Origin of the sequence: Sphaerisporangium rhizosphaerae, assembly GCF_042665155.1 — a bacterium.
GTDB lineage: Bacteria > Actinomycetota > Actinomycetes > Streptosporangiales > Streptosporangiaceae > Sphaerisporangium > Sphaerisporangium rhizosphaerae.
In genome coordinates this window covers 220,414-233,685 of sequence record NZ_JBHTCG010000003.1, presented here as the reverse complement: position 1 = coordinate 233,685, position 13,272 = coordinate 220,414, and the positions used below count along the sequence as shown (strand labels likewise).

Here is a 13,272-nt window from a genome sequence, read left to right as displayed (position 1 = left end):
CCCGAAATGCGGTGGGGGAATGTCGGTGGGAGGTGACATGCTGGTCACGTGGTTGAGACGGAGGGGGTGACCGGTCGCGATGGTGCCGTCGCGTCCGCCCGTGATCGCGGGGCGACCCTGGTACGGAGCCGGGATCGCCGGGCCGCTCGGGTGCTGAGCCGGGGCGTACGGGTGCCTGGCCGGGGTGCGTGGGCCGGTGCGCGGCTTCGGGGTGCGGCCGTCGCGGGGGCGGGGGTGGCGGCGTGAGCGGGCATTCGGTGAGTCCGCTGTTCGTGGGGCGCGGGGCCGAGCTGACCTTCCTGCGCGACGCCCTGGCCCGGGTGCGCGCCCGTTCGGCGACGACCGTCTTCATCGGCGGCGAGGCCGGGGTCGGCAAGAGCCGGCTCATCCGCGAGTTCGCCGGCCGCGCCGGCGACGCCCGTGTGCTCGTCGGCGGCTGTCTCGAGCTCGGCACCGACGGCCTGCCGTTCGCCCCGTTCACCGCGGTCCTGCGGCGGCTCGCCCACGATCTCGGCCATGACGGCGTCGCCGCGCTGCTGCCGGGCGGCCGCACGCGTGGCCTGGCCCGGTTGCTGCCCGAGTTCGGCGAGCCGGACGACGACGGCCCCGAGGCGCGCGCCCGCATGTTCGAGCACGTCCTCGGCCTGATGGAGCGGCTCGCCGAGCAGGGCCCCACCGTCCTTGTGATCGAGGACGCCCACTGGGCCGACCGCTCCACCCGCGACCTGCTGTCGTTCCTCACCCGCTACCAGAGGCCCGACACCCGCATCCTCACCCTGGTCACCTACCGCTCCGACGAGCTGCACCGCACCCACCCGTTGCGCCCCCTGCTCGCCGAGCTCACCCGCATCGACTGGGTCACCCGGCTGGAGCTGCGCAGGCTCACCCGCCGCGAGGTGGTCCGGCAGGCCGCGAGCATCCTGTCCCACGAGCCCACCGCCCTCGACGTGGACGTGATCTACGCGCGCAGCGAGGGCAACCCGCTGTTCGTCGAGGCGCTGCTCAGCGGCGGCGAGGACGGGCCGATGCCCGAGTCGCTGCGCGATCTCCTCCTGGCCGGCGTCGAGCGCCTTCCCGAGGAGACCCAGGAGGTCCTGCGGACGGCCAGCGCGGGCGGCGCCCGCATCGAGCACCGTCTGCTGGCCGCGGCCACCGGCCTGGACGACGGCGCCCTGTCCGGGGCGCTGCGCCCCGCCGTCGCGGGCAACGTGCTGCAGGTCGACGGCGAGGGGTACGCCTTCCGGCACGCGCTGATCCGCGAGGCCGTCCACGACGAGCTGCTGCCGGGCGAGCGCGCCCGCCTGCACACCCGCTTCGCCAAGGCGCTCGAGCACGATCCCGCCCTGCTGCCCGGCACGCGCGGCGCCATCGAGCTGGCCTACCACTGGTACTCCGCGCACGACGCCCCCTGCGCGCTGAACGCCGCGTGGCGCGCCGCCGCCGCGGCCCGCAAGTCGGCGGCCTTCGACGAGCAGCTGCGCATGCTCACCCGGGTGATCGAACTGTGGGACTCGGTGCCAGACGCGGCCGAGCGCGTGGGCCGCGACTTCATCGACGTGCTGCGGCAGACCACCACGGTGGCGCACCTGGCCGGCGAGTTCGAGCGCAGCATCTCCCTGGCCAAGGCGGCGCTGCGCGAGATCGACCCCGCCGCCGATCCCCTCCGGGCGGCCAAGTTGCTGCGGCAGCGCGGCCTCACCCGCTACGACCTCGGCCGCGCCGGGCACATCGAAGACCTGAGGGCGGCGGCCGAGCTGGTTCCCGCCGAGCCTCCCTCGTCGCTGCGCGCGCAGGTTCTCGAGAGCCTGTCGCGCATGCTTCACGACCCGCGCGCCTGGGCCGACAAGGAAAGCCTGGCCGAGGAGGCCATCCGCGTCGCCCGGCAGGTGGGCGACGCCCGCACCGAGGCCAACGCCCTGGTCACCCTCATCTGGACGCGCTGCCAGTACTCCTCCCCGCTGGACCCGCAGGTGGCGGCGTTCGCCCGGGCCCGGGAGATCGCCGAGCGCGCGGGCACCTACAATGCGCTCATGCGGGCGGCGATCTCCGAGTCCGACGCGCTGGAGGGGGCGGGCCGGCACGAGCAGGCTGCCGAGGTCGCCCGCAGGGGCATCGCCGACGCCGAGGCGTACGGGCTGGCCCGCACCTCCGGGGCGTTTCTGGCGATCAACCTGGCCGAGCCGCTGCTCTCGCTCGGACGGTGGGACGAGGCGCTGGAGGTCATCGAGCGCGCGGTCGAGGTCGGGCCGCCGGCGCCCTACCGCGCGAGCCTGCAGGGCTTCGCGGCCGACATCATGATGGCCCGCGGCGACGTCGACCGGGCCGAGGCGCTGTTCCTCTCCACGGCGAAGGTCATCGCCTCGGGCACCTACCGCGACCAGTCCCTACTGCCGCACCTGCGCCGGGAGGTCGAGCTGCTGCTCGCGCGCGGCCGTGACGCCGAGGCGGCGCGCCTGGTCGAACACGCCCTGCGCGACCAAGATCTGACGGCCAGCCCCCGGTACGCCTGGCCCGTGCTCACCACGTGCCTGCGCGCGGCGGGCCCGCTGCTGGAGGAGGTGCGGGCGGTGGCCGGGCGGCTGGAGGTCCAGGGGGCTCTGCAGGAGGCGCACAGCCTGACCTTCGCCGCCGAGGCGGCCCGCCTGTCCGGGCACGCCGATCGGCCGATGTGGGACAAGGCCGTGGGCGCGTGGGCCGCGCTGTGCCACCCGTACGCGGAGGCGCTCTGCCTGTTCGGCGCCGCGCGGGCGGCCCTCGCCGCCGGTGAGCGCGAGGAGGCGGGCGAGCGGCTGGTCCGGTCGGCTCGCCTCGCCGCCCGGTTGCGCGCCACGCCGCTCAGCGCCGAGATCGACTCCTTCGCCCGGCGTGCCCGGCTCTCCCTCACCGCCTCGGACGGCTCCTCCGCGTCCCCGCCCGCCTCCGGAGAGGCCGGGCTGGGGCTCACCGCCCGCGAGCACGAGGTGCTCCGCCTGGTCGCCGCGGGTCGCAGCAACCGCGAGATCGCCGCCGAGCTGTTCATCTCCTCCAAGACGGTGAGCGTGCACGTCTCCAACATCCTGGCCAAGCTCGGCGTGTCCTCCCGGGGCGAGGCCGCCGCCACCGCCCACCGCCTCCACCTGTTCACCGCCCCCTGAACCGCCGGACCGATCCCTCTCCCGAGCCGTTCCCTGGGTCGCCGGGGGCGGCCGGCCGGGCCTCCCCCTCCGGAGGCCCGGCCGGCCGGGGTCAGGTGGTGGCCGTGGGGTCGGCGACGTGGCCGATGAACAGGGGCGCCGAGGTCGGGCGGTGGACGATCGCGAAGGCGAACGGGTGGTCGGCGCGCACCTCGATCGGCTGTTCGGCGAGGCCCGCGGTGGGGAAGGCCAGCCCGGTCACGGCGGCCGCCTCGGTGCCCCACTTGTCCACGCTGATGTCGGCCCGGTGGATCGCCTGGCCGAGGAAGGCCCCCTCGGCGATGCCGGAGAAGTCGCCGCCGTCGAAGACCGCGCCCAGCCCGACGCGGCGCAGCGGCGCCTCCAGGTCGAGGCCGGTGCCGAAGTCCCACTCCGGCAGGGCGAGGTCCACGGCCCGGGGCCGCAGCCCCGTCGCGACCTGGCCGAGCGTCCCGGGGGCGAGGAGATCGGCCGGCGACCCGCCGCGCCGCGGGACCAGCACCCACATGGCCAGCTCGCTCTTCACGTACGGCAGCTCGACGGCCTGCCACCCCGTCCCCTCCGCGTACCTCAGGGAGGTGCGCAGCCGCATGAGGTCGGCGCGAACGGTGGAGCCGTCCGCCCGGGTGAAGGCGGCGCCCTGTTCGGGAGGGCTTTCGGCGAACGGGTGCTCCCAGTCGGCCTTGAGGTACACGGCGTTGGCGATGACCACCCGGGTCGCCGGGTCCAGCCGGTCGAACAGCTTGGTGATCCTCCCGGCCGTCTGCTCGTCCACCCACGCGTTGATGGCGCCGGCGGCGTCCCCGCCGAAGTCCACGGTGCGCACCCCGGCGCCGTACTGCGCGGCGAGGACGCGCAGGAACTCCTGCCGCACCGGCAGGCCCTCCTGGGCGAACAGCCCGTTGGCGATGCCGGCGACCGGGCCGGCGCTCTGCTCGCGGGCGTCGCGCTCGGCCCGCCGGTCGGGCGGGGGCGGCGGGCCTTGGACGGTCACGATGCGCCGGGTGAGCGCGTTGAACGCCGTGTGCGGCCCGGCGGCGGGGAAGCCGAACACGCGGTCCAGAGCGGTCGCGGCCGGGCCGGCGGCGCCCGCCCTGGCCATGGCGAAGGCGCAGGCGATGCTCAGCGGCGAGAGCACCGTGTTGCGCGCCGCGTCGGCGGCGGCCGCGTGCAGGGCGTGCCCGAAGGCGGTGACGCCGCGGACGACCTCGGCGACCGGGGCGTCGTCCGCAGGGGTCTCGCGCCCGACTCCTGACGCCGTGAGCACGCGCGTGTCGCCTCCCCCGCAGCCCGCGGCGGCGAGGGCGGCGAGCGCCGCCAGCAGGAACCCGCGCCTCGGCAACCGCCCTGACATGTCGTTGGACATACCCCTTCGACGTACCGGCGCGGCCCGAGGTTCAGCGGGGCCCCGACCGACCGCCCCACCGGCGCCGTTCCCGTACGCACCATTGGAAACCGGCTGTGCCGCCGGCGCACGTGACCCGGGGCACCCTGGGCGGGGCCGTCCCCGGCCGTGGGCCGGGGGCGGTCCGTCGTGTGGCGCCCGGGGCTCAGGCGTTCTTGAGGCCGCGGTAGCGGCGGATCAGGGTGTTGGTGGAGGAGTCGTGGGCGAGGTCGGGCTCGCCGTCGCTCTGCAGCTCGGGGGCGATCTGCCCGGCGAGGACCTTGCCCAGCTCGACGCCCCACTGGTCGAAGGAGTCGATGCCCCAGACGGTGCCCTGGGTGAAGACGCTGTGCTCGTAGAGCGCGACCAGGACGCCGAGCAGGCGCGGGGTGAGCGTCTCGGCGAGGAGCACGTTGGTGGGGCGGTTGCCGGGCATGACGCGGTGCGGGGCCACCTCGGGGGAGGTGCCGTCGGCGAGCACCTCCTGCTCGGTCTTGCCGAAGGCCAGGGCCTGCGCCTGGGCGAAGACGTTGGCCATCAGCAGGTCGTGGTGGTCGCGCAGCGGGTTGAGGCTCTTGCCGAACCCGATGAGGTCCACCGGGATCAGGTGGGTGCCCTGGTGGATGAGCTGGTAGAAGCTGTGCTGGCCGTTGGTGCCGGGCTCGCCCCAGTAGACCGGGCCGGTGTCGTAGTCGACGACCTGCCCGTCGCGGGTCACGCGCTTGCCGTTGGACTCCATGGTGAGCTGCTGCAGGTAGGCGGGGAACCGCTTGAGGTACTGCTCGTAGGGCATGACGCCGATGCTCTGCGTACCGAAGAAGTCGACGTACCAGACGGCGAGCATGCCCATGAGCACCGGCAGGTTCCGCTCCAGCGGCGCGGTGCGGAAGTGCTCGTCCATCTCGTGGAAGCCGGCGAGCATCTCGTGGAAGTTCTCCGGCCCGATGGCGACCATCGTGGACAGCCCGATGGCGGAGTCCATGGAGTACCGGCCGCCGACCCAGTCCCAGAAGCCGAACATGTTGGCGGTGTCGATGCCGAAGGAGGCGACGCGCTCGGCGTTGGTGGACACCGCGACGAAGTGCCGGGCGATGGCCTCCTCGTCGCCGAGCCGGGCGATCAGCCATTCGCGGGCCGAGTGGGCGTTGGCCAGGGTCTCGGAGGTGCCGAAGGTCTTGGAGGAGACGATGAACAGCGTCTCCTCGGCCGACAGGTCGCGGGTGGCCTCGACGATGTCGGTGGAGTCGACGTTCGAGACGTACCGGAAGGTCAGGTCGCGGCGGCTGTAGTGGCGCAGCGCCTCGTAGGCCATCACCGGGCCGAGGTCGGAGCCGCCGATGCCGATGTTGACGATGTTCTTGATCGGCTTGCCGGTGTGCCCGGTCCACTCTCCCGAGCGGACCCGCCGGGCGAAGTCGGCCATGCGGTCGAGGACCTCGTGGACCTCCGCGACGACGTCCACCCCCTCGACGACCAGCGTGGAACCCTTGGGCATGCGCAGCGCGACGTGCAGCACCGAGCGTCCCTCGGAGGTGTTGACGCGCTCGCCGCGGAACATCAGGTCGCGGCGCTCCTCCACCCCGCTCTCGCGCGCGAGGTCGGCGAGCAGGCCCAGCGTCTCGCCGGTGACGCGGTTCTTGGAGTAGTCCAGGTACAGCCCGGCCGCCTCGGCGTTCATGCGCTCCCCACGCCCCGGGTCCTCGGCGAACAGCTCTCGCAGGTGGCGGCCGCCGATCTCGGCGTGATGCTCCTTGAGCGCCTTCCAGGAGGCGCGTTCGCGGAGCGGGGTGGTGGTCATCGGTGGTTCCTCCGGTGGATGGGCGGGCGGCCGCGGGACGGCCGTTCGATGTCAGGGGATCTGGCGCGGGGCGGGCTCGCGGCCGGGCGGCTGGCGGATGCTCACCTCCGGCGGGGACACCTTCACCGTGGGGTGGGTGACGGGCCTGCCGTCGATGGAGAACCGGTGCCCGTGGTGGGTGAGCGTCATCGGCGGGCCGGACAGCAGCCGGTAGGTCGTCGAGGCGGGGGTGACGCCGACCCGCAGCAGCCGTCCGCGGTACCGCAGCCGGAAGGCCAGCCGGGTGATGCCCGGCGGCAGTTTCGGGGCGAAGCAGATGTGGCCCCCGCCGGCGCGCATGCCCCCGAACCCGCAGACCAGGGCGATCCACGCCCCGGCGAGGGAGGCCATGTGGACCCCGTCCATGGTGTTGTGCTCCAGGTCCGCCAGGTCCATCAGGGCGGCCTCGCCCAGGTAGGCGTGGGCGAGGTCGAGAGCGCCGACCTCGGCGGCCATCACCGCCTGGGTGCAGGCGGACAGGGAGGAGTCGCGGACGGTGATCGCCTCGTAGTAGGCGAAGTCGCGGAGCTTCTCCTCGGGGGTGAACGCCCCGCCGCGCAGGTGCAGCGCGAGCACCAGGTCGGCCTGCTTGACCACCTGCTTGCGGTAGAGGTCGAAGTAGGGGAAGTGCAGCAGCAGCGGGTACTGCTCGGGGCGGGTGCCCTCGAAGTCCCAGGTGGCGTGGCGGGTGAACCCCTCGCTCTGGCAGTGCACGCCGAGCCGCTCGTCGTAGGGGACGTACATGGAGGCGGCCGCGTCGCGCCAGGTGGCGATCTCGTCGAGGGTGATGCCGAGCCGCTGCGCCAGCTCGAAGTGGCGGCTCGCGGCCTCGGCCGCCTCGCGCAGGTTCTGCTCGGCCATCAGGTTGGTGTAGACGTTGTCGTCGGCGACGGCGCTGTACTCGTCCGGGCCTGTGACGCCGTCGATGCGGTAGCGTCCCTGCGCGTCGTGGTGGCCGAGCGCGCACCACAGCCGGGCGGTGGCGGCCAGCAGGGGCAGGCCGGTCGAGCGCTCGAAGCTCGTGTCCTTGGTGGCGTCGACATAGCGGACGACCGCGTCGGCGATGTCGGCGTTGATGTGGAAGGCCGCGGTGCCGGCCGGCCAGTAGCCGGAGCACTCCTCGCCGTTGATCGTCCGCCAGGGGAAGGCGGCTCCGGAGAAGCCGAGCTGGGTGGCGCGCTTCTGCGCCTTCGGCAGGATGGACTGCCGCCACGCGAGCGCGTCCGCGGCGGCGCGGGGGTAGGTGTAGGTGAGCACCGGCAGCACGAACATCTCGGTGTCCCAGAAGGCGTGGCCGTCGTACCCCGACCCGGTGAGCCCCTTGCCGGGGATGGGCCGGTTCTCCAGGCGGGCGGAAGCCTGCACCAGGTGGAACAGCCCGAAGCGGACGGCCTGCTGCACCTCGGGGTCGCCGTCCAGCTCCACGTCGGCGCCGGCCCAGAACTCCTCCAGGAACCGCCGCTGCTCGGCCAGCAGGCCCTCCCAGCCGGCCAGCCGTGCGGCGGCGAGCGCGGCGACGACCTGGTCGTGCATGGCGGGACGGGACCGCTTGGCCGACCAGCCGTAGGAGAAGAACTTCACCAGCCGCAGCTTCTGGCCGGGCTTGAGGCGTGTCGCGATGGTCACCCGGCTGACGTCGTGGGCGCCGTCGGCGTCGACGCGCGTCCCCTCGGGGCCGTCGATGTCGTGGCACATGGCGGCGGCGACCCGCAGCCGGCTGACCCGCGTGGAGTGGACCATGATGGCCACTCCTTCCTTCGCGGGCGTGTTCTCCTCCAGCACGAGCGGCGACTCCAGCACGGCCGCCGCGCGCGGGTCGCCGGTCTCGTACGCCACGGTCTCGTTCGCCACCAGCTCGGACTGGACGACCACGCCGCACGGCCGGCCGACCGGCTCGACCTCGTAGTGGATCGCGGCGACCGCGCGGTGGGTGAAGGACACCAGGCGTGTGGAGGTGACCCGCACCTCGGTTCCCGTCGGGGAGCTCCAGTGGGCGCGGCGGGTCAGCGTCCCGGCGCGCAGGTCCAGGACGCGTTCGTGCTCGTGCAGGGTGCCGTACCGCACGTCGAACGGCTCGTCGTCCACCATGAGCCGGATCAGCTTGCCGTTGGTGACGTTGACCACGGTCTGCCCGGACTCGGGGTACCCGTAGCCGGCCTCCGCGTACGGCAGAGGGCGCAGCTCGTAGACCGAGTTGAGGTAGGTGCCCGGCTGGCCGTGCGGCTCGCCCTCGTCGAGGTTGCCGCGCAGGCCGATGTGCCCGTTGGACAGGGCGAACACCGACTCGGTCTGCGCCAGGACGTCCAGGTGGAGGGTATGCTCGCGCACCGCCCAGGGCTCGACCGCGAACGCGGGGTGCTGGATCATCATCGCTCCAGCAGCTCGGCGAGGTCGGTGACGACGATGTCGGCGCCGTGCTCGCGCAGGGCGTCCGCCTGGCCGGCCCTGTCGACGCCGACCACGACGGCGAACCTCCCCGCGCGGCCGGCCGCCACCCCGGCGAGCGCGTCCTCGAACACCGCCGCCCGCGAGGGCGGCAGGCCGAGCGCCTCGGCGGCGGCCAGGAACATGTCCGGGGCCGGCTTGCCGGCCAGGTCGCGCCGCTGGGCGACCTCGCCGTCGACCCGGGCCTGGAACAGCCCGGCGATGCCCGCCGCGTCCAGCACGCGCGCGGTGTTGGCGCTGGAGGACACCACGGCCGTGGCGAGCCCGGCCCGCAGCACGGCCTGGACGTAGCGGAGCGAGCCCGGGAACACCTCCACGCCGTCCCTGTCCATGATCTTCTGCACGAGGGCGTTCTTGCGGTTGCTCAGCCCGTGCACGGTCGGCGCGTCGGGCGGGTCGTCCGGCGTGCCCTCGGGCAGGGTGATGCCCCGTGAGGCGAGGAAGGCGCGGGTGCCGTCCAGCCGCTTCTTGCCATCGACATACCTGTCGTAGTCGGACACCTTGTCGAACGGGACGAACGCCTCGCCCGTCCGGTCGGCCCGCTGGCGCAGGAACGCGTCGAAGGTCTCCTTCCACGCGGCGGCGTGCACCGTCGCCGTGCGGGTGAGCACGCCGTCCATGTCGAACAGGCATCCACCGACCCCGTCGGGCAACCCGAGCATCCGGCCTCCCCCGATCACGTCCGCGACGGATCTCGGGCGCGTTCGGCGCGCAGGAGATCTCTCCTCCCAACGTACCCCTGACGGCTCGGCCGCCTCACCGGGCATCGCCGTCGATGGCCGGACGTCCTCTGGCGCCGTCCGCCCCGGCGGCCGCCGACTGAACGGACGGTTCCCGGGTAGGCTCCGGGCGGCGTTGACGGGGGAAAGGGGCAGGTCGTGCGAGGTAGTGACCGCTGGGTGCTGGTGGACGGCGCGTGGTCGGCGAGCGCGGCCACGCGATGGCGGACGATCGCCGACCCAGCGACGGGCGAGCCGGTCGGCGAGGCCCCCACCGGGTGCGCGCAGGACGCCGAGCGGGCCGTCTCCTCGGCGCGCCGCGCCCTGGCGGGCTGGGCCCGCACGACCCCCGCCGAGCGCGCCGCCCGGCTGCACGCCGCCGCGGACGCGGTCGCGGCCCGGGCCGGCGAGCTGGCCGAGCTGGTGACCCGCGAGATGGGCAAGCCGATCGGCGACGCGCGCGGCGGCGTGGCGGCCGGCGTCGGGACGCTCCGGCAGTACGCCGAGCTCGGGCCGCTGCACCGGGGCCACAGCCTCCAGGGCGGCTGGGACGCCACCGACCTCATGGTGTACGAGCCGCGCGGCGTCGTCGCGGTGATCACGCCGTGGAACGACCCGGTCGCCATCGCCTGCGGGCTGGTCGGCGCGGCCGTCGTGACCGGCAACACCGTCGTGCACAAACCCTCCGAGCGCACCCCGCACACCGGGGCGATGCTCGCCGAGCTGATCGCCGCCGAGCTGCCGCCAGGCGTGCTGACCATGGTGCCGGGCGACGGCCGGGCGGGCGAGCCGCTGGCCGCGCATCGCGGCGTCGACCTGGTCGCCCATGTCGGCTCCACGGCGGCCGGGCGGGCGATCGCCGCGGCGGCGGCCGGCACCGGGGCGGCGACGCTCCTGGAGAACGGCGGCAAGGACCCGTTGATCGTGGACGCGGGCGTGGACGTCAAGTGGGCCGCCGCGCAGGCGGCGACCGGTTGCTTCGCCAACGCCGGGCAGATCTGCACCTCCGTCGAACGGGTCTACGTGCACCGGGACGTGGCCGACTCCTTCCTCGGCGCGCTCATCCAGCGCGCCGAGGAACTGCGCATGGGCTCCGGCATGGACGAGGAGACCACCCTCGGCCCGCTCGTCGACCTCGCGCAGCGCGAGGTCGTCCACCGGCACGTCCGGTCCGCGGTCGAGGCGGGCGCCCGGGTGCTGACCGGCGGCGGGGTCACCGACGGCCCCGGCGCGTTCTACCCGGCCACCGTCCTGACCGGCTGCACCGACGACATGGAGATCATGCGCGAGGAGACCTTCGGCCCGGTCGCGCCCGTGCGGGTCGTCGACTCCTTCGAGGCGGCGCTGGAACTGGCGGCGGGCGGCGCGTACGGACTGGCCGCCACCGTCCTCACCCCGTCCATGGCCAACGCCCAGCGGGCCTGGCGCGAGCTGCCCGTGGGCACCGTCAAGGTCAACGCCGTGTTCGGCGGCGCCCCGGGCGGCGCCGCCCAGCCCCTGCGCGGCAGCGGCCACGGCTTCGGCTACGGCCCCGAACTGCTGGACGAGATGACCCACACCAAGGTCGTCCACCTCGCCCCACACCCCTGAGCCCGCCCCTCGGCCGCCACCGGACGGCGGGCCCGGTTCTCTTCAGAGTTTGCGCTTCTTCGGGGGCTGGACGACCTCCTCCCCGCCGGAGGACTCCTCCCGCTGCTCGTCCGCCGGCGCCACCGGCTGGTCCTGCGCGGTCTCGGTCGGCTCCTCGGACTCGTCGTCGGCCGGAGGCTCGAATGGCTGGTCGTACAGGGTGAGCTCCAGCCCGCTCTCGTCTTCGCTGGAGATATAGCCGTTGGGGGTCAGGTAGCCGTCCACGACGTAGGTGTTGATCGCCTTGACGATCACGGCCCTCTTGGCGGGGTCCTTGAGCGCGGCGTCGAGTTCCTTGTCACCGGCCTTCGTTAGCTTGGCCGGCAGCTTGAGGTAGGCCCGGAGCAGGGGTTCGGAGGAGGCCAGCGACGGGGGCATGGGCCAGTCGTAGGTGCGGTAGTGGGTGCCGGAGATGGTGATGGGGAGCTTCTCGACCGAGATCACCGCCTTGATGGCCAGATAGCACTTCAGGCAGCACAGTTTGGAGATGCCGACCGCGACACGAACCTGGTCGATCAGGCGCAACCGCTCCTGGTAGGCCGCCCGCTGGTCCTCCGGGAGGGTCTCCATCTTCGCCTGAAGTTCGGCTCGCAGCCTCAGCAGGTCGTCGGCGAACTGGACCTCGGCGTGCACCTTCCCGTCCAGGAACTGGAGGGTCTGCGCGCTTGTCTGGATCTTTCCCCAGGTCGCCTCGAGTTCGGCGAGGAAGGTGATGGTCTTGCGCAGGCGCCGCTCGGCCGCCTTCCACTGCTGAAGGGTGGGCTCGCCGTCCCGCACGTCCAGGCCGGACTGGCGCAGCAGGTTCCACATGCCCTGGAGCTGGTCGTTCAGATCCTCCTCGGCGCCGGCGGTCTGCGCGCGCGCCACCTCGAGGAGATCGTTCAGGTCGCGGGCCATCTGGTCGTCAGGGGTGTTGGCCCACACCCGCAGCTCGTTTCCGGCGCTGGCCACGGCGACGCACTCCCTGCTGTCCTGCAGGTGCTGCAGGACCCAGGCGAGCCGGTCCAGCGACCGTTGCTCGGAGGTCGATTTCTCCCTCTTATTCTTCTTCCCCTTGAGCAGCTCGGCACGGTACTCCCTGCCGCCGCCGGCCGCCGCGGCCTTCTGCGCCTGAGCCGCGTGCCTGAGCCGCAACCGCTCGTGCACCGCCGCCCTGAGCCTGCGCTCCTCGGGGCCGGGGACCCTTCCCGTCTCCGCCGTGCCCGGGTCGGTGCCGGCTCCTTTGAGCAGGGTCAGAGGGTTCGCCGACACGACGATGTTCTCGTAGCGCGCACGCACCTCATCGGCGTCGATACCGGTGTCCTCGGCGAGCTTGTCGAGCTCCGCGAGGATGGCCTCGTCGTCGGCCTCGCCGCGCTGCCAGGCCAGCTCCGCGATGATCTCCGGCATATCGGTGTAGGGCACCCGGAGGAACTCGCCGATGTCGCGCCACAACTTCGGGTCGGCCGGGGCGGGCATCTCGCGGGCCACCGATATCACGTACAGCGGCGAGGTTCCGGGCACGACCCTGCGGACAAGGCGGATCCAGAACTGCCGCAGGTCCAAGGGCCCCAGCACCTTGGGCGTCAGCCCGGGCGACAGGCCGTCCACGAGCTTCTTCGCCTGCTGGTTCAGCGCGCGCACGTTCAGCAGGTCCGTGAAGTTCACGAACGAGAGGAGGTGGGCGGCCAGGTCGCGCGGGAGGCTCGTCAGGTAGGCGACCAGGTCCGGCACGCGGGAGGCGGGCAGCGCCGGGGCGGGCGCGGGCGCGCGCACCACCTGTTGCTGCTTGGTCCGCACCAGCGTGCCGCCGGTCTGGGCGACCGGCCGGTCGTCGTCGTCGCTGCTGGAGCGGCGCGTGGACGGCGAAGCGGGCCGGGGGGAGCGCCGGACGAAGTCATCGTAGTCCGAGCCGATCTCGTAGTTGTCGTCGTCGCTGCCGCCTTCCTCGGCTTGCGACTCCTCCATGGCGGAACCGGTCTCCCGGGCCTCGTCGTCCGACGGGTCCTTGCGCGGCGGCGCCTTCTCCTTAGCGGAGTCGGAGCCGGAGTCGGTGCTCCTGCCGCCCTTGCGGGCCTTTTTCCGCGACTTGTCCTTCTTCTTGCCCATCGCCCGATCTCCTGTCCG

Annotated in this window: 7 protein-coding genes; 2 read left to right on the top strand and 5 right to left on the bottom strand. The window is 73.4% G+C overall.

Annotated features, from left to right (window positions below):
* Positions 1–242 precede the first annotated feature (242 nt).
* Positions 243–3,134 carry a helix-turn-helix transcriptional regulator gene (locus ACFQSB_RS06065; RefSeq protein ID WP_380824802.1) on the top strand — a complete coding sequence of 964 codons (2,892 nt, stop codon included), beginning with the start codon at positions 243–245 and terminating at the stop codon, positions 3,132–3,134.
* A gap of 91 nt (positions 3,135–3,225) precedes the next feature.
* On the opposite strand, the gene ACFQSB_RS06060 is transcribed toward ACFQSB_RS06065, so the two are convergent.
* The 4 genes from ACFQSB_RS06060 to ACFQSB_RS06045 all read right to left on the bottom strand — a co-directional run bounded on the left by ACFQSB_RS06060 (position 3,226) and on the right by ACFQSB_RS06045 (position 9,480).
* Positions 3,226–4,506: a serpin family protein gene (locus ACFQSB_RS06060; RefSeq protein WP_380824801.1), complete on the bottom strand. Its 1,281-nt coding sequence runs from the start codon at positions 4,504–4,506 to the stop codon at positions 3,226–3,228.
* Positions 4,507–4,702: 196 nt separating this feature from the next.
* Complete coding sequence (gene pgi, locus ACFQSB_RS06055; RefSeq protein WP_380824800.1) at positions 4,703–6,334, bottom strand: glucose-6-phosphate isomerase; 1,632 nt, start codon at positions 6,332–6,334, stop codon at positions 4,703–4,705.
* A gap of 51 nt (positions 6,335–6,385) precedes the next feature.
* Positions 6,386–8,740 carry a glycoside hydrolase family 65 protein gene (locus tag ACFQSB_RS06050; RefSeq protein ID WP_380824799.1) on the bottom strand — a complete coding sequence of 785 codons (2,355 nt, stop codon included), beginning with the start codon at positions 8,738–8,740 and terminating at the stop codon, positions 6,386–6,388.
* Positions 8,740–9,480: a beta-phosphoglucomutase family hydrolase gene (locus ACFQSB_RS06045; RefSeq protein ID WP_380824797.1), complete on the bottom strand. Its 741-nt coding sequence runs from the start codon at positions 9,478–9,480 to the stop codon at positions 8,740–8,742. The genes ACFQSB_RS06050 and ACFQSB_RS06045 overlap by 1 nt, the downstream gene beginning before the upstream one ends.
* Before the next feature lie 216 nt (positions 9,481–9,696).
* Here ACFQSB_RS06045 and ACFQSB_RS06040 point away from each other — a divergent pair, with 216 nt between their 5' ends.
* On the top strand, positions 9,697–11,127 hold the full coding sequence (locus ACFQSB_RS06040; protein WP_380824796.1) for an aldehyde dehydrogenase family protein: 1,431 nt from the start codon (positions 9,697–9,699) through the stop codon (positions 11,125–11,127).
* A 42-nt stretch (positions 11,128–11,169) separates the two neighbouring features.
* Here ACFQSB_RS06040 and ACFQSB_RS06035 read toward each other — a convergent pair whose 3' ends face one another.
* Positions 11,170–13,254 (bottom strand): hypothetical protein, encoded by a 2,085-nt coding sequence (locus ACFQSB_RS06035; RefSeq protein ID WP_380824795.1) that lies wholly within the window; start codon positions 13,252–13,254, stop codon positions 11,170–11,172.
* Between the last annotated feature and the right edge of the window lie 18 nt (positions 13,255–13,272).